This is a genomic window from Pantoea sp. BS_8, assembly GCF_041954965.1.
GTDB classification, from domain to species: domain Bacteria; phylum Pseudomonadota; class Gammaproteobacteria; order Enterobacterales; family Enterobacteriaceae; genus Pantoea; species Pantoea stewartii.
In genome coordinates this window covers 73845-93800 of record NZ_JAVAXU010000005.1, presented here as the reverse complement: position 1 = coordinate 93800, position 19956 = coordinate 73845, and the positions used below count along the sequence as shown (strand labels likewise).

The window sequence follows — 19956 nt, the reverse complement described above, 5'->3', positions numbered from 1 at the left end:
GAATAATAGTGCAGATAAACCGGGTAAAATCCCCGCGGTGGTTGCATAAGAAATGCATAAAAGATGCATAAACTAAAAAATCAACCATTTATCAGTTCTTTGAGAAGGTTCAAAAAGTTAATTAAATGTTAGAAATGGCATTGACTTTTTTGCACCAATGTGGTGCATTAATTCAGCTAATGCGAATGAAAATTTCATTTATGTGAAAACACAAAGGCAGCATGAAATAGCCCCGGTGATGCATCAGGGGGGATATATTCGCAGCGTTTATTTCCCCCTTTTCATACTGCATCTTTTATTTTTCCCGCTTCGTTTCTGCCATCGGAAGGAGTGATCGGTGAGTGTTTAACGCGCAGGAATGAGTGCTAATAAATGGTTCACGGCCTTGGACGCATTATTACGCCGCCAGGCAAAAGCGACATCAGTAAAGAGCGTATTCTCTGCAATGTCACGAAAGCAAATGTGGGGATTCTGTACGCAAATCATGGATTCAGGGATCAGCGCAATCCCGCAGCCCGCGCCGACCATCCCCAGCGAAGAGCTGATTTGCGGGGCCTGCTGGAAAGAGGAAGATGAAAAACCTGCCCGTAAACAGGCACTGACAATGAGTTCATACAAACTGGGCGAAACTTCACGTGGAAAAATAATCAACGTTTCGTCTGCCAACTCACTCAGCGCAATGGCCGTTTTATGTTTCAGATGATGGTCGGCAGGTAGTGCCAACACCATCCGCTCGGTCGAAATAACCCGCAAATTAAATGACCGACTGCTTTCACAGGGTAAACGAATAAACGCCGCGTCCAGTAGTCCTTCCTGAAGATCCTGTATCAGTAAAGACATGTTTTCTTCGCGGGTCATTAATTCCAGTGCAGGATAGCGGGCTTTAAAGTGCCGAATGATTTCGAACACACGAGGATTAAACGCCACCGAACTCGCAAAACCTAATGACATTTTTCCGCTCATCCCACGGGCAACGCCTCTGGCTTTCTCCAGGGCATAATCGGCCAGCTGAACAATTTCAATCGCGTCTGTCAGAAAAGTCTTTCCAGCCTCTGTCAGTTCCACACCACGTGTCAGCCGCTTCAACAGCGGGGTACCAATTTCATGCTCCAGGCGCTGAATTTGTTGACTCAGCGGCGGCTGCGAAATGCCCAGTAGTTCAGCCGCTCGGGTGAAGTGTTGAGTCTGTGCGACCGCAACAAAATAACGTAGATGGCGCAGTTCCATATTAAAAACGTCTCAAAGTTAACAGGTTTTGCTATTGGATTCTGTCGGCAAACGGGACCACCATAATGTTAACACGGCTTAACAGTTAACCCATGAGGCATCCAATGAGCAATTTTGTAACTGATTGTTCCTGCGAGGATCAACTTAAAGATACGGTGAACAAACTGCAAAAAAATATGCCAGAAAGTGTTATGTATCAAACCTCTTTGATGAGTGCACTTCTGAGCGGTGTTTACGAAGGTGAAACCCGAATTGCAGATTTACTGCGTAAGGGCGACTTTGGCCTGGGCACGTTCAACCAGCTCGACGGAGAATTGATTGCATTCGACAGCAATGTTTATCAGTTACGGGCGGATGGCAGCGCCCGTCCTGCCCATCCTGAGCAGAAAACGCCCTTTGCGGTTATGACCTTCTTCCAGCCTCAGCATAAACACACTTTCGAACGTGCTGTTCCACGTCATGAGCTGCACCAGTTAATTGACAGTGAAATCACCTCGGACAATCAGTTCTGTGCCTTACGTGTCAGCGGCCACTTTTCATCGGTACAAACCCGTACCGTTCCGTGTCAGTGCCGCCCATACCGCTCGATGCCAGAAGTGCTCGGCAATCAGCCCATCTTTGAATTTTCTCATCGCAGCGGTGAGCTTATCGGGTTCCGTACGCCACAGTACATGCAGGGCATCAACGTCGCCGGGTACCACGAACATTTTATCACCGACGACAGAACCGGAGGCGGTCACATTCTCGACTACGTGCTTGAAGAGGGCACGCTGACCTTTGGCGCCATCAGCAAGCTGGTCATCGACCTGCCGGAAAACAGTGATTTCCTGCACGCCAATTTGACGCCCGAAAACCTGGATGACGCTATCCGTTCTGTCGAAAGCTAACAACGAGGCCTGAATATGAAAACCCTCTCAGATACAACCCTCTGGACCTGCGGCGCCGACCTGGTTGTCGCGCAACTGGAAGCACAGGGCGTCAGCCATGTGTTTGGTATTCCGGGTGCAAAAATCGATAAAGTCTTTGATTCATTGCTGGATTCGTCTGTTCAGACCATTCCCGTGCGGCATGAAGCCAATGCTGCGTTTATGGCCGCTGCGGTGGGCAGACTGACCGGAAAAGCAGGGGTGGCGCTGGTCACCTCCGGTCCTGGTTGCTCCAATCTGGTGACCGGTATGGCGACCGCGACCAGTGAAGGCGATCCGGTTGTGGCGCTGGGGGGCGCCGTCAAACGCTCTGACAGCGCCAAGCAGGTCCACCAAAGCCTGGATACCGTCTCGATGTTCCGCCCGGTCACAAAATATGCGGTAGAGGTGACCGATCCCTCCGCACTGGCTGAATGCGTGTCAAATGCCTTTCGCCATGCGGAGCATGGTCGCGGAGGCGGTGCGTTTGTCAGCCTGCCACAGGATATTGTCGACCAGCCGGTGACGGGCAAAGTCCTGGCCAGCAAAGGCGGTATCACCCTGGGGGCGGCACCCGACGTCATGATTGATGCGGTCAGTCGTGAAATAGCCAAAGCAAAAAATCCGGTGATTCTGCTTGGCCTGATGGCAAGCCAGCCTGAGAACAGCGAGGCCATTCACGATCTGTTAAACCGCAGCCATATCCCTGTTACCAGCACCTATCAGGCAGCAGGCGCGATACGTCAGGAGCACTTTTCCCGTTTTGCTGGCCGCGTGGGTCTTTTCAACAACCAGGCCGGTGACAAACTCCTCCAGCAGGCGGATCTGATTATCACGATTGGCTACAGCCCGGTTGAGTACGAACCGGCGATGTGGAATACCGGTAATGCGACGTTAATTCATATCGATGTCGTCCCGGCGGAAACCGACAACCGCTATATACCTGATGCTGAGTTAGTGGGGAATATCGCGGCAACCGTGGGCAAGCTGGCGACGCGGATAACCTCACCCTTACAACTTAGTCAGCAGGCTGCCAGCATACTGGACGATCGCCAACAACAGCGACAGTTACTGGCGCTTCAGGGGGCCAGTCTGAATCAGTTTGCACTTCATCCCCTGCGTATTGTCCGGGCGATGCAGGACATCATCAACAGTGACGTCAGTCTTACCGTGGACATGGGCAGTTTTCATATCTGGATTGCCCGCTACCTCTACAGCTTCCGTGCGCGTCAAATCATGATTTCTAACGGACAACAAACCATGGGCGTTGCGCTGCCCTGGGCTATCGGTGCCTGGCTTGTCGATCCGTCACGTAAAGTGGTGTCGGTATCAGGGGATGGCGGTTTTCTCCAGTCAAGTATGGAGCTGGAAACGGCGGTCAGGCTCAACGCCAATATCCTGCACATTATTTGGGTCGACAATGCCTACAACATGGTGGCGATGCAGGAAGAGAAAAAATATCAACGTGTGTCCGGTGTCAATTTTGGGCCCATTGATTTTAAAGCCTATGCCGAGGCGTTTGGCGCCGCGGGGTTTGCGGTGACCAGCGCAGCTGAACTTGAGCCGACACTGCGTAAAGCAATGGATGTGCAGGGGCCGGCGGTTGTGGCTGTACCGGTGGATTATGCGGATAACCCCCTTTTGATGGGACAACTCCATCTGAGTCAGCTTCTTTAATCACGAAGGAACGGAGGACATGATGATGAAAAATCGAGTGGCGCTGGTAACAGGTGCGGGCCAGGGCATTGGTGAGGCCATTGCGTTACGCCTGGCGAAAGATGGCTTTGCCGTTGCGGTAGCGGATTTTAATTTTGATACCGCTTCTCAGGTCGCGGAAAAAATTAAAAAAGCGCAGGGCAGTGCATTAGCCATCAAGGTTGATGTATCAAAGCGTGATCAGGTTTTTCACGCGGTTGAGCAGGCACGTGAAGTGCTGGGCGACTTTAATGTCATTGTCAATAATGCCGGGATTGCGCCGTCCACGCCTGTTCAGGACATCACGGAAGACATCATTGATAAAGTCTACAACGTCAACGTGAAAGGCGTGATTTGGGGGATGCAGGCCGCGGTTGAAGCCTTTGCAGCGGAGGGGCACGGCGGAAAGATCATTAATGCCTGCTCCCAGGCTGGCCACGTCGGAAATCCTGAACTGGCGATATACAGTTCGAGTAAGTTTGCCGTGCGCGGTCTGACCCAAACGGCAGCCCGGGATCTCGCCCCGGCGGGCATTACCGTAAACGGTTTTTGTCCGGGCATTGTCAAAACCCCCATGTGGGCAGAAATTGATCGGCAAATTTCCGAAGCCGCAAGTCAGCCTGCAGGTTATGGTACCGAGGCCTTCGCCAAAAGAATCACACTGGGCCGTTTATCCGAGCCCGACGATGTGGCCGCCTGTGTAGCCTTCCTCGCAGGACCGGACTCGGATTATATTACCGGCCAGTCTATCCTGGTTGATGGCGGAATGGTCTTTAGCTGATCGCGATCAGGCCTGGCACGCTTGTGCCAGGCGACCTCTGTTCAGTCAGGCCGTTTCTCGTTACTCTTCGCATTGCTTACTGACAAAATTCAGAGCATGCCGAGCGCCTGCGGGCTTCCATCATGCTCTGAAATCGCTAAAATAACGTGCTCATTTGTCAGGGAGTCACACAGCCACAATGCGTTATCGTTATCTGTTTGCCGCACTCGCGGTCGCCACTGCCTTGTCAGGCTGCGCTAAAAAGCAGCCTGCCGCCAATCCTGCTGACGCTTTTGCCGAAGGACAAACGCAGATTGATGTCTCTCATGTGATTACGCGTGCTGACGACGGTTCCCATATTTACCTGACCGTGGATGGTAAAGATGCTGGCGAATTGCCGAATGGCGAAAGTAAAGTCCTGCATGTCCCGGCGGGTAAACATGAAGTCGGCGGTTACGTCCGTACCTTATTTGGTCTGGGACGCGTAACCATTGATCCCCTTGAGGTGACAACGTCACCTAACGACGTGAAAAAAGTGGCCTACACGGTGACGCGCAATAAAGCGACCTTTGTTGAGCAGCCTAAATCAAACGACGCTGCGCAGGAACAAGGTTAAGGCATCAGGCGGGAGGGTCAGTCCGATGTGACTGACCTGAATTGTCGGCGTGAACAGCCTTGCCGGAACTAAAATGCCCAGGTAGTGTGAAAGTCAGGGCTGCTGTTTACAGCCTGAAGGTGAACGGTTCAGACAATATGGTGCTGTTCTTTTCTGTCTCACCCGACGCGAGAAGGTGCGTCAGGTGGATCTCAGACATGTTTCACGGAAATTGCCTACAGGCCAAGATCACTGAGTGAAGGATGGTCGTCCGGTCGGCGGCCCTGAGGCCAGTGAAACAAACGCTGACTCTCGGCAATCGCCACATCGTTTATGCTGGCGTGGCGCCTGACCATGAAGCCATTCTCGTCAAATTCCCAGTTTTCATTGCCATAAGAACGAAACCAGTTTGCCGCGCTGTCATGCCATTCATAGGCAAACCGAACCGCAATGCGGTTTGAGTGAAAACTCCACAGCTCTTTTATCAGCCGATACTCGGCTTCTCGCTGCCATTTCTCGCGCAAAAACGCCACGATTTCGCTACGTCCGCTCAGGAAGATATCGCGATTTCGCCAGACGCTGTCAGGCGAGTAAGCCAGTGAAACGCGTTCGGGGTCGCGGCTGTTCCAGGCATCTTCGGCCAGACGCACTTTCGTTATGGCCTGTTGTACATCGGTAAACGGTGGTAAAGGCTGGCGTGGGGCTTCCATACTGTCTCCTGAAATAGCGGCACTCTGGATAAGCGCGCCGCCTGGCTGTGATAAACAGACTGTTAAACAGACAAAACCACGTGCGTTTACAGTGAAATGGCGTGAATCTGACGGACTGCGCGTGCCGCTTCTTTGCCTTTTTTCACAAAATGCTCGGTGTAGAAGCGAATGAATTCATCGGCAGGCTGAAAATTATGGGGTGTCAGTGAGACGGAAAACACGGGCACGTTGGTGGCCAGTTGTGCCTGCATGAGTCCGTTCACGACGGCCTGAGCGACAAAATCGTGGCGGTAAATGCCACCATCCACGACCAGAGCCGCACAGACGATTGCATCGAACTTACCGGTTTGTGCCAGGCGTTGTGCCAGTAACGGCATTTCGAAGGCGCCAGGCACATCCCAGGTTTTGATTTCACAGGGCGTGCTGCTGTTGTCCATTTCCTGCTGAAATCCAGCCAGGGTTTGAGAAACAATCTCGCTGTGCCAGTTTGCCTTGATGAAGGCGACTCTTAACGGTTGCATAACTTACTCCAGTCAACGTGACATCCGGTTCCTGAGAGATCGGCAGATGCGCTCATCTTCCCGAATGACTATAAATTCTCTGATGCGTACCATTGCCAGTCACACATCATAAAGACATCGATCCCGCTGCCGGACAGCAGTATCCGGCTGAATTCAGTGATGAATAGCGGACAGTATAAACCGATGTAAACCCCGTGTGCTTACCTTTCACTCGCTTTTGCGGTCTTTCGCGTGTGCCCCGGGTTCCCTGGCAAGGTGAAAAGCGCAGGACCATGCTTTGCGTGCCTCCGGTATCGCGATCGCTGTTCGATTGTGTAACGCATTCCATTTATGATGTTGCTTAAAAATAATACTGGATATTTAAACAGGTAATTGTATAATTATTCCACTGCCCGCTGGGTGTTGTCTGGAATGATTAGGGGGTAAAGCCCATGATGATGTCGACAGAAACTTTCAACGCAACGGATCATGCCATCACAATGAGTAGCCGGGAAATTGCTCAAATGACCGGAAATACACATGGTGAAGTTAAACGGTTAATCAAAAGCCTTGAAACGGCACAGCGCCTGTCCCAGCCACTTTTGGTCAATCTCTATGAACACCAGGGCGAAATGCGCCAGGAATATCACCTGAATAAACGCGATTCCCTTCTGGCGGTGGCCCGGCTTTCGCCTGGCTTTACCGCGGAAGCGCTTGATCGCTGGCAGGCGCGTGAAGAACGCGTTCATCTCCCTGATTTCACGAATCCCGCCGAGGCGGCCCGCGCCTGGGCGGAGCAGTTTGAACAGCGCCGTGCTGCAGAAAAGCAACTGGCCGAATCTGCGCCAAAAGCCGCCTTTTTCGACGATTTCGTGAATGTGGACACCGCGCTCGGTTTTCGTCAGCTGTGTAAAATGCTGAAAGTGAAAGAAACGGATTTTCGTCAGTTTCTGCTCGACCGCAATATCATGTACCGTGAAAAGGGCGCACTGACACCACAGCATTACCATCTGCAGGCGGGTTACTTTACCCTGCACGCAGGAACGGCAGAAAATCAGCATACTTTCTCACAGGCGCGGTTTACCACGAAAGGGGTCCGGTGGATTGCCAGCTTATGGGCCGGGCATTTGTCCGCACAAACCAAAGGCGCTGCCGCCTGACGGCACGTTATGCCTGGAACAGGCCGCCTGCTGCGCGGCTTGCCCCAGGCTATCGGATTTACCAACCTTTAATGGCATCGCCTTTATAAACGTCTTCTGCTTTTGCTGCGACCTCAGGAGACTGAAATGCAGCTTTCAGCTTTTGAATCTTATCGCTGTCTTTATTGTCCTGACGTGAAACCAGGGCGTTAACGTACGGCGAAGAGGCGCTTTCCATAAACAAACCATCGCGATGAGCAGATAACCCTGCCTGCGCAGAGAAGTTGGTATTAATAATGGAAAGGGTGACGTTTGGGTCGTCCAGCGTGCGGGTAAGCTGTGGTGTATCCACTTCGACCAGCTTCAGATGTTTGGGATTATCGGTAATATCCAGCGATGTTGGTAAATAACCCACACCGTCTTTTAGCTTAATCAGCCCCTGAGCCTGTAATAGCAGCAGGCTGCGTCCAAGCGTGGTGGCTTCATTTGATATCGTAATGGTATCGCCATCCTTCAGCTCACTGATATTTTTAATTTTGTGCGAATAGGCAGCGATAGGGAAAACAAACGTTTTGCCCACAACGGCAAATTTATAGCCGCGCTCCTTTGACTGCTCTTCAAGGTAAGGCAGGCTTTGAAAGGCGTTCGCATCCACTTCTTTATTATTCAGTGCTTCATTGGGCAAAACATAATCATTGAAGTTCAGCACTTCAACATCCAGCTGATACTTATCTTTGGCTACTTTCTGTACTTCTTTCCAGATGGCTTCATCAGGACCCGTATTAATAGCCACTTTCACTTTATGATCGTTATCAGGCGAGCAGGCGGACAATAATAATACGGAACTGGCGATTAGCGCCGTCAATAAACCTTTCATGTGTAGGGATTCCCGTCAGTATTTGATGCCGAAAGCCTAATACAAATTCACGGTATTGCGTACTTACGCGTCGCTATAAGATATAACCATCATGCTCTGATTGGGATAAAAAAACATCAGCGCTGTTATCGCTGTCTCCGCCGCCTTTCAATTGCTGATATTAAGTGTGCTGGCGAATTATCAGCTATTTTTAAACGAGTCACTCAGCCCGGCCCGGGGCGTCATTATCAGGAGAAACGATGTCAGGTGAAAACAGCGATAACGCATCAGCATCAGAAATTAAGGCGGTAACGCTGCTCAAAAGTTGCCAGGCATGGAATGGCCAACATATTGACGCTTATCCGCAGGGACAACCCGAACTGACAGTCATACGCTTAACCCTTCCGGCGCAAACCGCCTTGCCCTGGCATACTCATCCGATGCCCAATGCAGCGTTTGTCCTTTCAGGGACGTTAGTGGTGGAGGATAAAGAAACGGGTGAGCAGCAAACTTTTCAGGCTGGTGAAGCGTTGAATGAAACCATCAACAGTGCGCATCGTGGTTTTACGCTGGAAAGTCCTGCTGAACTGATTATCACGTACGCGGGTGTGAAAGGGCAGGAACTGACCGAACCGCTACCCGGCGAGCCGGAAGAGTTTTAGATCGCTATGCGGGCAAAGCCCGTGACGTAATGTGAATAAAAAAGGGGAAGGGCTCACGTCATTTCACCTGAATAAGCGCGACAGCCGTGGTTAAACCAGCCGGTAAACGCGGGTTTAACCACGCGGCGAATCAGGCTTTAAGTGAAGCGCCTCCACATATCACCAGCTCCTGCCCTGTGATGGGAGCAGCGCGTTCACTGAGTAAATAACTCACCAGTGAAGCCACTTCTTCTGGCTGAATCAGGCGTCCCATTGGCGGCAGGATGGGGGCGGATGAGGCCCGTTCAGGTTTGGTCAGCATCGGCGTTTCGGTTGCGCCGGGAGCGACAACATTCACCGTAATTTGCCGAGGAGCCAGTTCCATTCCCCATGAGCGGACCATGCCAACCAGCGCCGCTTTGGTTGCCGCATACTGCGAGCGATTGGCGGCACCGCGCGAGGTACGACTGCCGATAATGACGATCCTGCTGCCTGGCTTAAGCGTTGGCGCAAAGTGATTGATCAGTACTTCGGCTGCGTGAACGTGCAACGACCACAAGCGTTTGCTGGCCGCTCCGTCCAGTTCGCCCAGCGGGGCGGCGACGATCATTCCTGCGGCGTGAATCAGCGCATCCGGCGTTTCAAGCCCGCTGATTGCCGACCTGAGTTGATCGGCATCAGTGAGATCAACGGCGATGCCGTTCAGGTTGGGTAAGGTGGCCTCGCCCTGCGTCCGGCTCAGCCCCGTAACTTTCCAGCCCTTTTGCAATAAATCCTGAGTAATCGCTTTGCCGATGCCAGAACTGTAGCCTGTAACGATAGCGTGACGCATCTCAACCTCCTGACATCGATTTCGGTACCTTAAAGACGGCTTTACGAACGGCTACTGGCGCGCCTGCGGCACACAGGGCCTGATGGGGTTCACCGGGCAAAAAGACCGCAAAGTCTCCCTTACGCAAAGTGATGCTAACCGGTAATAGTTCTGGCTGCGCGATATACAAATCGGGTTTGTGCTCTTCATCTCCGGTCCTGGCAATGGACTGGGTGCCAGCATGAATGACCTCTTCACCCTCCAGCATCACCTGAATGTCAGTCCAAAGATGGTGGTATTCCGTATGACGCAGTGTGGCGTCCTGGGTGGTGGCCTGTTGAATCGTGCAAAACCACGCTGCATTTTCCGGCTGCCATCTACCGATATCCCTTGCGGCCAGTGCTTCAAGAGAACAGTCGGGTAACCGGAGCAGAGCCAGTAAGGGTTCGGGTAACCCTGCCAGCGGCAGGGCGTTCAGATTGCCGATAATCATCTGCTTACTCCTTCACCCAGTCGGGTGTGACGCGCGCATATTTAATCGCCTGGCGGAAATAGGTATACGCGATATGTAAGGTACCCTGTGCATCCTGTTTAATGCTCGGGTAGGAAAACTCACGGTTCAGTTTTTCCTGAGAATTGTTTGTCATACAGTAACCGTCACCTTCATCCAGGTTTTTCTGCCACGGCCAGGTTTTGCCGCCATCGGCGGAAATTGCGACAGTCATTGGGGCACGTGGTGCCCCCCAGAAAGCGCTTCGTCCGGTTGCTTCAGGCTCCTTTCTGCCGTCACCGTCATCGATCTCATCATAGAGTGACGCGCGACGTTCCGTTGCCCCGGCTGCGCTCATGCTATTAAACACCAGCGCCAGTTCGCCACTTTGCAGCGTCGTCACCTGAATTGACGAATTGTTGTTAGGTAACACCGTGGCTTCAGGCGCTGTCCAGCTCTCACCACCATCGGTGGATCGGCTGAGATAGATATTGTCTGCCCAACGGCTGCGGTAAAGGGCAACCAGCGAACCATCCTGCAGGGCAGTGATATTCATATGCACGCACCCCAGGCTTTCCGGCACAACCACATCCCGCCAGCTTTTACCCTGGTCGGATGAAATCTTCACCGCACTGATATCGTCGTTACCCACCCACTTTTCACCCGGCTGTGTGCGGCAGTAAAACACCGGGAGTAACCAGTTGCCGTTTTCCAGCACGGTGATGGGCTGACGAATAAAGGTGCCCGGTTTATCCAGTAACGTGTCAATGGGCCCCCAGGTTTTACCCAGATCGCCAGACTGGCGGTAGCGGACAATCGCCGTATCCTGATTACCGGACAGCTGTGCGGTCCACAACAGCCACAGCACGTTGTCGGGCGCGAGGAACAGAACGGGATTCTGCTCAGAACGGGTTGGATCGTCGGACAGTCTTATCGCCTCACTCCAGATATGGCTGCCTGCAGGTAAGCGCGAGCACCAGACAGAGATATCGGCTATGCCTTCCTGTGTGCCGCCAAACCAGACGCAGAGCAGGGAACCATCGTGCAGCGGTAAAATATTGGCGGCGTGGTTCTGTGGGCATGACGAAGGCAGCATTGCGGTCAGTACGCGGTCATCTTTTTCCCATGGCGTCAGGATGCCATCGCGCGTTACGGTTACAGTCATTTTATTCTCCTTTTCCTGCGGCAGCTCTGGCGTGTTCAGCCGCTGCGGTTCTGGCTTTGCTGGGGATCATATGGTCAATCGCCATGATCAATGCGGGCGTCAGTAGCGCGATATACATGTTATTAATACCGAACGGATCGCCTGCCAGATACCAGACTGAGGTCACGACACACGCACCAATCAGGCCGGCATTGGCACCGCGAGTACTTCTGTAGAACGGGGCATAGAAGGCAATGACCGCGACAACGGTAATAGACAGGCGAATCGCTCGGGTAAAAAAGGACAGTTTCAGAACTTCAGGGACAAACAGGACAAAGATCAGCGGCAGAAAGCCAATCAGCAGCGACAACCAGCGCGTGGTTTTAAATTCCTGCTCTGTCGTGGGTTTGAAATAAGGCACATAGAAATCCTTCACCACCAGTGACGCGATAGCCAGGGCAACGGTACTGACGCTGACAAATATAGAGGCAACCAGTGAGGTCGTTACCAGACCAGCCAGCCAGGGATTCATATCCTGCAGAAACACCGGCAATGCATACAGGCTGTCAATATTGGGGTGGAGATATTTGGCTGCCACACCGATAACGGCAATCGCCAACGCAATCGGCATACAGAACAGAAAGGCAATCCAGGTCGAGCGCTGCGCCGACTTCACACTTCTGGTCGACGAGATAGCCTGAATGACAAACTGGGTGCAGAAGATCGAGCCAATCGTCCCGATAAGCCAGGCGACAATGGTTGACGCGCCGATATTACCGTCCCAGGTCCAGTAATAAGCGGGCATTTCATTGATCATAGGCTTGAGGCCACCCGTTTGTGACAATGCAAACCAAAGAATAGCCAGGATACCAAAATATTTCAGCGCGCTGTGTAGCATGGTGACCCAGGCGATTCCTTTTAAACCGCCGAAGGCAAAATAGAACGTACTGACTACAGCCGTAATAAAAGCGGCAACCGGCAATGTCACGTGTAATACAGTGGCGATTGCCGCCGCACCACTGACATAATTTCCCACATTGACCAAAAGCAGGGCATAAATCATGATCAGTGAAATAATATTTTTGGTGCTGTTACCGTACTTTTCAGCAATCGCACCCGAGATGGTAATTTTACCCGTATTATAAATGCGTTTTACCAGAATCATGCCAAAAAGGGGAAAGCCAATAGCGGCGCCAATGACTGACCAGGACGCGGCAATCCCACCTTCAAAGGCGGCCTGAGCCGTGCCGATAGTCGATTTTGCACCGATATATTCTGACATCAGCAGAATACCTACAATAAAGGCTGGCATGGCTCTTGAGCCCTCCATAAAATCGCCCGAGTTTTTACTACGTAACCGGAATGTCAGCCAGGTGGTAAAAAGTATATATGCCAATACAATGCCGATAATTATCAGGGTGTCCTGAGCGTTGAATGTTTTCATTATAGCCTCAGATAGAGCAAGATAAATTCGGGGAGCACTTTATGCTCCCGGTATTTAAAATTTATAAATTCTTATTATCATTTCAGGTACAGGTTAATGATTCTGCGAATTTCCTCTTTCTGCGCAGCGTCAAAATGAATGGCATAACGGCTCTCGCCCACGTTATGGCCTAAAATTTGTAGCGCTTTTTTTACTGCTGCAGGTGAAAAGGCGACCTTATAAAGATCGGTGCGTAACCCTGTGACCTGTTCCTGCGCCTGACGTGATCCGTCAATATCGCCGGCATGAAAGCGTGACCAGATCGCATTTATCTGGTGCGGTGCAACGTTAGCCAGGCCTGATATACAGGCAGAGCACCCTTCAACAAAGCCTTGATGGATAAGTGAATCGGGGCCGTTAAGCACGTCAAAGTTATCGCATTCTTTTACCGCGTCCAGATAGTCGCGCAGGCTTTCATAACTTCCGGCACTGTCTTTTACACCAATGATATTGGGATGGGCAGCAAGGGTGCGGGCGGTTTCTGGTTCAATCGTATTGCCTGTTCTGGCCGGAATGTTGTACAGAAAAACCGGTACGGAAAGGCCATCCGCAATTGCCGTGTAATGGTTAATCAGTTCGCGTTGATTTAACGGCACAAAATAGGGCGTGATTACTGAAACCGCATCCACGCCCAGCTTTTCAATTTGTTTACCCAGGCGAAGGGTGTCCCGGGTCGATATCTCACCAATATGGGCAACAACCTTTGCCCGCCCCGACACTTCGTTAACACAGGTTTCTGTAACAGTAAGCTTTTCTTTTTCGTTGAGAACAAAGAACTCACCATTTGTGCCGCCGCAAAAAATACCGTTACCGGCATTGAGTTGTCGGGTAACCTGGCGCTTCAGTTCATCAAGATAAAGATCACCTTCCTGAGTAAAAGGCGTCACAATCGCTGTAAGTACACCTTCTATTTTTTTCATCTTTACCCACTCCTTTCGGTGGTTAAATTTTAGGGAACAGGGTCCGGTAAATATCAGCCACATCCTGATGACTTACAGCGCAGGGTGAATTGTTCATTAAACGCTTCACATTGAGTGCAGATTCGCTCAGCGCATCAATATCACCTGACGGCACACCTAATGTTTCCAGGTTATCCGGCAGATTGAGCCGTTTAACTAATTTGGCGAGATAGTCGACCAGCGCGTGCGATTTTTCTTCCGGGGTCAATGTGATATCGGCGCCCGGAATGAGGTCCCAGACAGTGGCAAATTTGTCGATGGCAAACGGGCGCACCACTTTCATACAGGGTGCCAGCAGAATGGCATTGGCGACGCCGTGAGGCAGGTGATAAGTGCCTCCCAGAGGATACGAAAGCGCATGAACAAGATGGGTGCCGGCGTGCGCGATTGCCGCGCCGCCATAATAAGAAGCCCATAGCATTTCCAGCTTCGCGTTCAGGTTATGCGGTTCAGTGACGGATGTTTCCAGATTCCGGAACAGCTTATGCAGGCCCATCAGCGCAACGTTGTCACCCACAGGGTTCGAAATGGTGGCGGTATAACATTCCAGTAAATGGCACAGTGCATCAATGCCCGTTGATGAGGCGATATGCGCAGGCATGCTGGTGGTCAGTTCTGGAATTAATGCGACATAATCCGGCAGCATCACAGGGGAAATGATGCCTGATTTGGTGTTTTTTTCAGGGATAGCCAGAATAGCATTGGGCGTTGCTTCCGAACCCGTTCCCGCCGTCGAGGGAATAAGCAGTGAGGGTAAACGGGCTGTAATTTTCCCGCCATCAAGCAGCGCCTTAAGGGAGGGTGACGCAACGTGACATAACACAGAAAGCAGCTTCGCCACATCCAGTACGCTTCCACCGCCAATGCCCACCACTAAATCAAACGTTTTACCTGCTGTACGCGACAGCACCGCTTCAACATCGGTATGCGTGGGTTCTGCCGGAACATCATCGATCAGTTTAACGTGACGGCCATCCTGACTGAGCAATGTCAGGATTTGCGTGGTCGCGGGCAAATTTACAATGTTCTTGTCTGTTAAAACCAGCAGGTGTTGTTTGTCCGCGACGACCGGCGTCAGTGCCTTTATCGCGTCGGAACCGCTCAATATTGTGCTGTTAATTAATGCCACGTCTGTCTCCCCATAAATGACTGAAATTCTTCATTCCGCTTAACTTCGCTCACTCACTGGCTAAATTTATAAATAAAATGGCGCTTTATTAAATTGATCTTGCTCACATATAATCTAATGTGATTGAATATAATCATTAAGGTGAGGGACAAAAACTGATGAGGTGCGTTGTGGCTCTGATCTTCAGGCGCTTTTGACAACATGGGGCGACAAAACAAGAGGGCCATATCTCTGACCGTTGACCGGATGAGTGAAATCGCTCAACGACGGCAGTGCGGGTTTGCACGCTGGGCTGATTTTAGCGACAAGGCGTCAGGGATGGCTAAATGGGCTGCTGCAACCGTCTCGGCCCGGACGCAACGCGGCACAGAAGGGCGGCGGAATATGTTCCTGGTGGGCATGCATCCGGTTGTGACTGACGTCAGGCGGGATTAACGAAAGCCGGTGTTTGGGTAATGAATCTCCCCCTTTAAAAATTTTGAGCGTCGTTGAGGAGAAAATAAGTGACGAATGTTGTGGCGATTACGATGGGCGATCCGGCTGGGATCGGTCCTGAAATTATTATTAAGGCCTTAACCGAGGGCGCGTTAGCGGGTTCGCCCGTTGTGGTTATCGGTTGTGTACAAACGTTCCGCCGCATACTGGCAATGAACATAACGCCGCAGGCGGAATTAAACGTCATTAATAACGTGTCCGAAGCCACCTTTATGCCCAGCGTTATTCATATTATCGATGAGAAAGTGGCACATCCGGAGGCACTACAGTGTGGGGTTGTGCAGCCTGAAGCGGGCGATGTGGCTTATCGATGCATCAAACGTGCAACAGAAATGGCGATGCGCGGTGATGTGAAAGCGATTGCGACGGCTCCGCTGAATAAAGAAGCGCTGCATATGGCCGGCCATCATTATCCAGGCCATACGGAATTACTGGCAAAATTAACTGACACCAAAGATTATTCGATGGTGCTCTACACCGATAAACTCAAAGTGATCCATGTCAGCACGCATATTTCTCTGCGGACATTCCTGGATACGCTCAGCCAGGCACGCGTTGAAACGGTAATCAGAATTGCCGATACGTTTTTGCGCCGGGTCGGTTATAGCCAGCCGCGTATTGCGGTTGCGGGCGTTAACCCACACGCGGGTGAAAATGGGTTGTTCGGAGATGAGGAAATTCGCGTGCTGACACCGGCGATTGACGCGATGAAGGCGCAGGGCATAAACGTCTATGGCCCGTGCCCGCCGGACACCGTATTTATGCAATGCAATGAGGGCATGTATGACATTGTTGTGGCTATGTATCATGATCAAGGCCATATTCCGCTCAAGTTGTTGGGCTTCTACGACGGCGTAAATATTACCGCAGGCTTACCGTTCCTGCGCACCTCAGCCGATCATGGCACGGCCTTTAACATTGCCTGGACCGGTAAAGCGAATCCCGAAAGTATGGCTATCTCGATTGATATGGCGCTGCAAATTACGCAAGCATAGCGTTGTGCGGGAAGGGAGGCTCAGGGTGACATGATTGCGTTGCCCTGCATACGGCTTCTGGGCGGTTGTGCAAACCTTCGCGATAAAACAGGCACCTGAACCGATATAACCTTAATACAGCGACGCGTCGGGAAACGGGTGTCTGTCATCGCATGCGGGTGCAATATCAATACAGCACCGTATCGGACTGGTTTCCAAAATGCTCCGGCTCCACAGAGGCATAACTGACAGCCTTACCATGTACACGTCGAATGACGCCAGATGGGGGAATAAAAAGCGTTCAGCGTTAATGTCCCGTCAGTCAAATACGGCGTTGAGTTTCTGCCTGATTTCCGTTTTGTCCGTAGCGAAATAACTCATCCTCAAACCCGAGTGCTCTTAAACCCATTGGTGCGATTAAATCTTTTTATACATGACGCCTGATGAGGTCGGCCCTTTTTAAAAGCATTCTTTCGGATTTTTTTGAATTTTGGTTATTCACCCGCATCGCAAAACAGCGTGCTAATACGCATCAGCCTGTTTGAAGGTTAATTCTTCTATAGTGCCAGTAATATTTATAGTTATAAAGAAGTTATGATTTTTATTTTCTTTGTTAATTAATACAATTTTGCCAAAAGACATAATTGCCATTCATCACATTTTTTAATTATAACTGGTATGGTAGTGGAACAATTCTGCCGCTGACGATAGGCTTCCCGCACCAATTCTGTTTTAAAAAACTTTCCTTTTGCCGTGGTGTTCTCAGGCGCTTGATCCAAACGGCGCCACACAGGAAAACATCAAGGCGATCTCCAGGTGCTGCCGTTATTTAACGTCAGTGTCCACGCAGCTAATAAAAAATAAGGTGAGAAAGAAATGCAAACTACCCTACTGAATGCGAAGGCGACGGTTCCAAAATGGAACAGGAATAAGCTCGTCCCGCGTATTGTCCATCTTGGATTCGGTGCTTTTCATCGGGCTCATCAGGCGGTCTATGCCGATGTTCTTGCAGCAGAACATAACAGCGACTGGGGCTACGTCGAAGTTAATCTCATCGGCGGGGAACAACAGATTGCCGATCTGAAACGTCAGGGATTATTGTACAGCGTGGCAGAAATGTCGGCTCATGGCTGGGAAGGGCGCGTAATTGGTGTGGTGAAGCAGGCGCTTCACGCTCAGGTCGATGGAACCGAAGCCGTACTTCACGCCCTGTGTCAGCCCGAAATTGCCATCGTTTCCTTAACGATTACTGAGAAAGGCTATTGTCATTCACCGGCAACGGGCGAGCTGATGCGCGACCATCCTCAGATTGTCGCTGATCTGGCTCAGCCTCACCAGCCGCTTTCTGCGCCAGGGATCATCGTTGAAGCACTGGCGCGTCGCAAGGCTGCTGGTCTGCCTGCGTTTACTGTGTTGTCCTGCGACAATATTCCAGAAAACGGAAAAGTGATCGGTCAGGTCGTGCGTGCTTTTGCCCGACAACGTGACAACGACCTGGCAGACTGGATTGAACAGCAGGTGACGTTCCCTTCAACCATGGTGGACCGTATCGTACCGGCGATGAATCCGCAGAGTCTTGACGCGATCGCGGCGCTTATTCAGGTGGCCGATCCCGTCGCGGTAGCCTGTGAGCCCTTTCGCCAGTGGGTTATTGAGGATAATTTCGTCGCAGGGCGGCTGGCATGGGAAAAAGCCGGTGCAGAGTTAGTCAAAGACGTGCTGCCTTACGAAGAGATGAAACTGCGTATGTTGAACGGCAGCCATTCATTTCTGGCTTACCTGGGCAACCTTGCGGGTTATGAGCATATTTATGACTGTATGCAGGACCCGAACTTTCGCCTTGCGGCACGACGCTTAATGTTGACAGAACAGGCACCGACGCTGACCGTTAAGAACGTTGATTTGATCGATTATGCCGATCGGCTGATTGCACGCTATGAAAATCCCGCGCTACAGCATCGTACCTGGCAAATTGCGATGGATGGCAGCCAGAAGTTACCGCAACGTTGGTTACATTCCGTTTGCTGGCACCTCAAGCGCGGCAGCCGTTTTGATCTGCTTGCATTAGGTATTGCCGCATGGATGCGCTATGTCAGCGGCAAGGATGACCAGGGAAAAGAGATTGAGATCTGCGATCCTTTATTGGCGTCTATACGAACCGCCGTTGACGGCAGCGTAGAAGGGGAGGCGAGGGTAAAAGCGCTGTTAGGACTGGAAGCTATATTCGGCCACACGCTGCCCGATAATCCCTGTTTTGTGCAGCAGGTGGTTAAGTCCTATCTCCATCTACTGGACAAAGGGGCAAAACAGACTGTCGCTGACCTGATGGCTGACGTGTCAGCAGTCTGATGACCAGGCAAACCACATAAAGTGGTTTGCCTGGTGCATTACAAATTGTCGTTTAAATTGGCTGTGCTCTTGCTGCCTGTTCGTGTATCAGGGTGCAGCACCTCTGAAAACCAGTTCACAACCAGGCGGATGACGTCAGGTTGATACCAGACCTCATCACCATGTTCTGCACCTTTCACCACGACGTACTCAACCTTATCACCTGCCTTTTTCAGCGCATCAAAGAGTTGCGCACTTTGATGCGGTGAAACGAGTGAATCTTTGTCACCGTGCATAATCAGGAAAGGCGGTTTGGGGTTCGCAAGATGGCCCATGGGACTTGCCTGACGGGCTTTATCAGGATCATCCATGATAGACGCGCCTGCAAAATCGTGGAAGGCCGGTCCATGAATCAAAAGGGCTTCAGTGACGGCCGGTGAAGCATGGACCTGTTGATTCTCTTCAGAGAAGCCTTCACCAATATTGCGTAAATCTGAAATACCGTAAATCGTGGCGGCGGCCTGGACGTCAGATGATGTTTCTGTGAAATCACCCTGATCGAAAGCGGTCTGACCATTTGTCATGCCCAGCATTTGTGCCAGCCAGCCTCCTGCCGAATCGCCTAAAACACCAATACGATGAGGATCGATACCGTACGTTTCTGCGTGCTGTCTCAGATAGCGTACGGCCGCTTTCCCGTCAACAACCGGCGCAGGGAAGGTATCCGGTACAACACGATATTCAGCTGCGGCCACAACAAAACCGGCTTCTGCCAGCGCCATGCGCATCTGAATAAATTTCTCATGGTCGGCACTGGTAAACCCCCCGCCCGGAAAATAAACAATTGCGGGTTTGACTGCATCGGTGCGGGGCACCAGTAATGACATGTGAAGCGGTCTGACCGATCGTAGCGTTGTAATCTGCGAATAAACCACGCCAGTGATCGCATCAATCTGGTTGCGCACAGGGTGGACTTCAATCACCTTTGCGCCTTCACGGTATCCGGTCAGTTCAGTATTTTTCGTTGCCATCGCGTTACTCATCGTCATGATTACGGCCAGTCCCCCAATAAAAAAGTGTGGCATACATTCATAATTATTCCCTGAGACGTTGAA

At 51.4% G+C, this 19956-nt stretch carries 19 protein-coding genes; 8 read left to right on the top strand and 11 right to left on the bottom strand.

Annotation, left to right across the window (positions count from 1 at the left end):
- Window positions 1-345 precede the first annotated feature (345 nt).
- Window positions 346-1227: a LysR family transcriptional regulator gene (locus tag RAC65_RS11980; RefSeq protein ID WP_033742412.1), complete on the bottom strand. Its 882-nt coding sequence runs from the start codon at window positions 1225-1227 to the stop codon at window positions 346-348.
- A 104-nt stretch (window positions 1228-1331) separates the two neighbouring features.
- Here RAC65_RS11980 and budA point away from each other — a divergent pair, with 104 nt between their 5' ends.
- The 4 genes from budA to RAC65_RS11960 all read left to right on the top strand — a co-directional run bounded on the left by budA (window position 1332) and on the right by RAC65_RS11960 (window position 5203).
- Window positions 1332-2114 (top strand): acetolactate decarboxylase, encoded by a 783-nt coding sequence (budA, locus tag RAC65_RS11975; RefSeq protein ID WP_033742414.1) that lies wholly within the window; start codon window positions 1332-1334, stop codon window positions 2112-2114.
- Window positions 2115-2129: 15 nt separating this feature from the next.
- Window positions 2130-3809: an acetolactate synthase AlsS gene (gene alsS, locus RAC65_RS11970; protein ID WP_054634025.1), complete on the top strand. Its 1680-nt coding sequence runs from the start codon at window positions 2130-2132 to the stop codon at window positions 3807-3809.
- 25 nt (window positions 3810-3834) lie between these two features.
- Window positions 3835-4608, top strand: coding sequence for a (S)-acetoin forming diacetyl reductase (locus RAC65_RS11965; protein ID WP_375096776.1), 774 nt, complete (start codon window positions 3835-3837; stop codon window positions 4606-4608).
- 178 nt (window positions 4609-4786) lie between these two features.
- The gene (locus tag RAC65_RS11960) at window positions 4787-5203 is read left to right on the top strand and encodes a hypothetical protein (RefSeq protein WP_006121976.1); all 417 of its coding nucleotides are present in this window, start codon (window positions 4787-4789) and stop codon (window positions 5201-5203) included.
- A gap of 215 nt (window positions 5204-5418) precedes the next feature.
- Here RAC65_RS11960 and RAC65_RS11955 read toward each other — a convergent pair whose 3' ends face one another.
- Both RAC65_RS11955 and RAC65_RS11950 read right to left on the bottom strand, forming a co-directional pair.
- Window positions 5419-5892, bottom strand: a complete 474-nt coding sequence (locus RAC65_RS11955; RefSeq protein WP_033742417.1) for a nuclear transport factor 2 family protein — start codon at window positions 5890-5892, stop codon at window positions 5419-5421.
- Between the two features lie 86 nt (window positions 5893-5978).
- Window positions 5979-6413: a 6,7-dimethyl-8-ribityllumazine synthase gene (locus RAC65_RS11950; protein ID WP_006121974.1), complete on the bottom strand. Its 435-nt coding sequence runs from the start codon at window positions 6411-6413 to the stop codon at window positions 5979-5981.
- Between the two features lie 431 nt (window positions 6414-6844).
- On the opposite strand from RAC65_RS11950, the gene RAC65_RS11945 reads away from it, so the two are divergent.
- On the top strand, window positions 6845-7552 hold the full coding sequence (locus RAC65_RS11945) for a phage antirepressor KilAC domain-containing protein (RefSeq protein ID WP_006121973.1): 708 nt from the start codon (window positions 6845-6847) through the stop codon (window positions 7550-7552).
- A 58-nt stretch (window positions 7553-7610) separates the two neighbouring features.
- Here RAC65_RS11945 and RAC65_RS11940 read toward each other — a convergent pair whose 3' ends face one another.
- Window positions 7611-8408 carry a MetQ/NlpA family ABC transporter substrate-binding protein gene (locus RAC65_RS11940; protein ID WP_033742422.1) on the bottom strand — a complete coding sequence of 266 codons (798 nt, stop codon included), beginning with the start codon at window positions 8406-8408 and terminating at the stop codon, window positions 7611-7613.
- Between the two features lie 239 nt (window positions 8409-8647).
- On the opposite strand from RAC65_RS11940, the gene RAC65_RS11935 reads away from it, so the two are divergent.
- Window positions 8648-9049: a cupin domain-containing protein gene (locus tag RAC65_RS11935; protein ID WP_006121972.1), complete on the top strand. Its 402-nt coding sequence runs from the start codon at window positions 8648-8650 to the stop codon at window positions 9047-9049.
- 130 nt (window positions 9050-9179) lie between these two features.
- Here the strand turns inward: RAC65_RS11935 and RAC65_RS11930 are convergent, their stop codons facing one another.
- From RAC65_RS11930 to RAC65_RS11905, 6 genes are all read right to left on the bottom strand, one after another.
- The gene (locus RAC65_RS11930) at window positions 9180-9860 is read right to left on the bottom strand and encodes an SDR family NAD(P)-dependent oxidoreductase (protein WP_367144116.1); all 681 of its coding nucleotides are present in this window, start codon (window positions 9858-9860) and stop codon (window positions 9180-9182) included.
- Between the two features lies 1 nt (window position 9861).
- The gene (locus tag RAC65_RS11925) at window positions 9862-10332 is read right to left on the bottom strand and encodes a YhcH/YjgK/YiaL family protein (protein ID WP_367144117.1); all 471 of its coding nucleotides are present in this window, start codon (window positions 10330-10332) and stop codon (window positions 9862-9864) included.
- Between the two features lie 4 nt (window positions 10333-10336).
- Window positions 10337-11494: an exo-alpha-sialidase gene (locus RAC65_RS11920; RefSeq protein ID WP_263759442.1), complete on the bottom strand. Its 1158-nt coding sequence runs from the start codon at window positions 11492-11494 to the stop codon at window positions 10337-10339.
- A gap of 1 nt (window position 11495) precedes the next feature.
- Complete coding sequence (locus tag RAC65_RS11915; protein ID WP_006121967.1) at window positions 11496-12917, bottom strand: sodium:solute symporter family protein; 1422 nt, start codon at window positions 12915-12917, stop codon at window positions 11496-11498.
- 77 nt (window positions 12918-12994) lie between these two features.
- Complete coding sequence (locus tag RAC65_RS11910; protein WP_006121966.1) at window positions 12995-13876, bottom strand: dihydrodipicolinate synthase family protein; 882 nt, start codon at window positions 13874-13876, stop codon at window positions 12995-12997.
- Window positions 13877-13898: 22 nt separating this feature from the next.
- Entirely contained in the window at window positions 13899-15044 is a 1146-nt protein-coding gene (locus RAC65_RS11905) for an iron-containing alcohol dehydrogenase (RefSeq protein ID WP_289368323.1), read from the bottom strand.
- A gap of 503 nt (window positions 15045-15547) precedes the next feature.
- On the opposite strand from RAC65_RS11905, the gene RAC65_RS11900 reads away from it, so the two are divergent.
- Together RAC65_RS11900 and RAC65_RS11895 are read left to right on the top strand one after the other, a co-directional pair.
- Window positions 15548-16534: a D-threonate 4-phosphate dehydrogenase gene (locus tag RAC65_RS11900; protein ID WP_375096744.1), complete on the top strand. Its 987-nt coding sequence runs from the start codon at window positions 15548-15550 to the stop codon at window positions 16532-16534.
- 855 nt (window positions 16535-17389) lie between these two features.
- Window positions 17390-18862: a mannitol dehydrogenase family protein gene (locus tag RAC65_RS11895; protein ID WP_375096743.1), complete on the top strand. Its 1473-nt coding sequence runs from the start codon at window positions 17390-17392 to the stop codon at window positions 18860-18862.
- A gap of 38 nt (window positions 18863-18900) precedes the next feature.
- On the opposite strand, the gene RAC65_RS11890 is transcribed toward RAC65_RS11895, so the two are convergent.
- Entirely contained in the window at window positions 18901-19926 is a 1026-nt protein-coding gene (locus RAC65_RS11890; RefSeq protein ID WP_375096742.1) for an alpha/beta hydrolase fold domain-containing protein, read from the bottom strand.
- Window positions 19927-19956 lie beyond the last annotated feature (30 nt).

Bases quoted from the DNA above. Each gene is read 5' to 3' on its own strand.
- RAC65_RS11980 (WP_033742412.1), bottom strand. From the start codon at position 1,227: ATGGAACTGCGCCATCTACGTTATTTTGTTGCGGTCGCACAGACTCAA.
- budA (WP_033742414.1), top strand. From the start codon at position 1,332: ATGAGCAATTTTGTAACTGATTGTTCCTGCGAGGATCAACTTAAAGAT.
- alsS (WP_054634025.1), top strand. From the start codon at position 2,130: ATGAAAACCCTCTCAGATACAACCCTCTGGACCTGCGGCGCCGACCTG.
- RAC65_RS11965 (WP_375096776.1), top strand. From the start codon at position 3,835: ATGAAAAATCGAGTGGCGCTGGTAACAGGTGCGGGCCAGGGCATTGGT.
- RAC65_RS11960 (WP_006121976.1), top strand. From the start codon at position 4,787: ATGCGTTATCGTTATCTGTTTGCCGCACTCGCGGTCGCCACTGCCTTG.
- RAC65_RS11955 (WP_033742417.1), bottom strand. From the start codon at position 5,892: ATGGAAGCCCCACGCCAGCCTTTACCACCGTTTACCGATGTACAACAG.
- RAC65_RS11950 (WP_006121974.1), bottom strand. From the start codon at position 6,413: ATGCAACCGTTAAGAGTCGCCTTCATCAAGGCAAACTGGCACAGCGAG.
- RAC65_RS11945 (WP_006121973.1), top strand. From the start codon at position 6,845: ATGATGATGTCGACAGAAACTTTCAACGCAACGGATCATGCCATCACA.
- RAC65_RS11940 (WP_033742422.1), bottom strand. From the start codon at position 8,408: ATGAAAGGTTTATTGACGGCGCTAATCGCCAGTTCCGTATTATTATTG.
- RAC65_RS11935 (WP_006121972.1), top strand. From the start codon at position 8,648: ATGTCAGGTGAAAACAGCGATAACGCATCAGCATCAGAAATTAAGGCG.
- RAC65_RS11930 (WP_367144116.1), bottom strand. From the start codon at position 9,860: ATGCGTCACGCTATCGTTACAGGCTACAGTTCTGGCATCGGCAAAGCG.
- RAC65_RS11925 (WP_367144117.1), bottom strand. From the start codon at position 10,332: ATGATTATCGGCAATCTGAACGCCCTGCCGCTGGCAGGGTTACCCGAA.
- RAC65_RS11920 (WP_263759442.1), bottom strand. From the start codon at position 11,494: ATGACTGTAACCGTAACGCGCGATGGCATCCTGACGCCATGGGAAAAA.
- RAC65_RS11915 (WP_006121967.1), bottom strand. From the start codon at position 12,917: ATGAAAACATTCAACGCTCAGGACACCCTGATAATTATCGGCATTGTA.
- RAC65_RS11910 (WP_006121966.1), bottom strand. From the start codon at position 13,876: ATGAAAAAAATAGAAGGTGTACTTACAGCGATTGTGACGCCTTTTACT.
- RAC65_RS11895 (WP_375096743.1), top strand. From the start codon at position 17,390: ATGCAAACTACCCTACTGAATGCGAAGGCGACGGTTCCAAAATGGAAC.
- RAC65_RS11890 (WP_375096742.1), bottom strand. From the start codon at position 19,926: ATGCCACACTTTTTTATTGGGGGACTGGCCGTAATCATGACGATGAGT.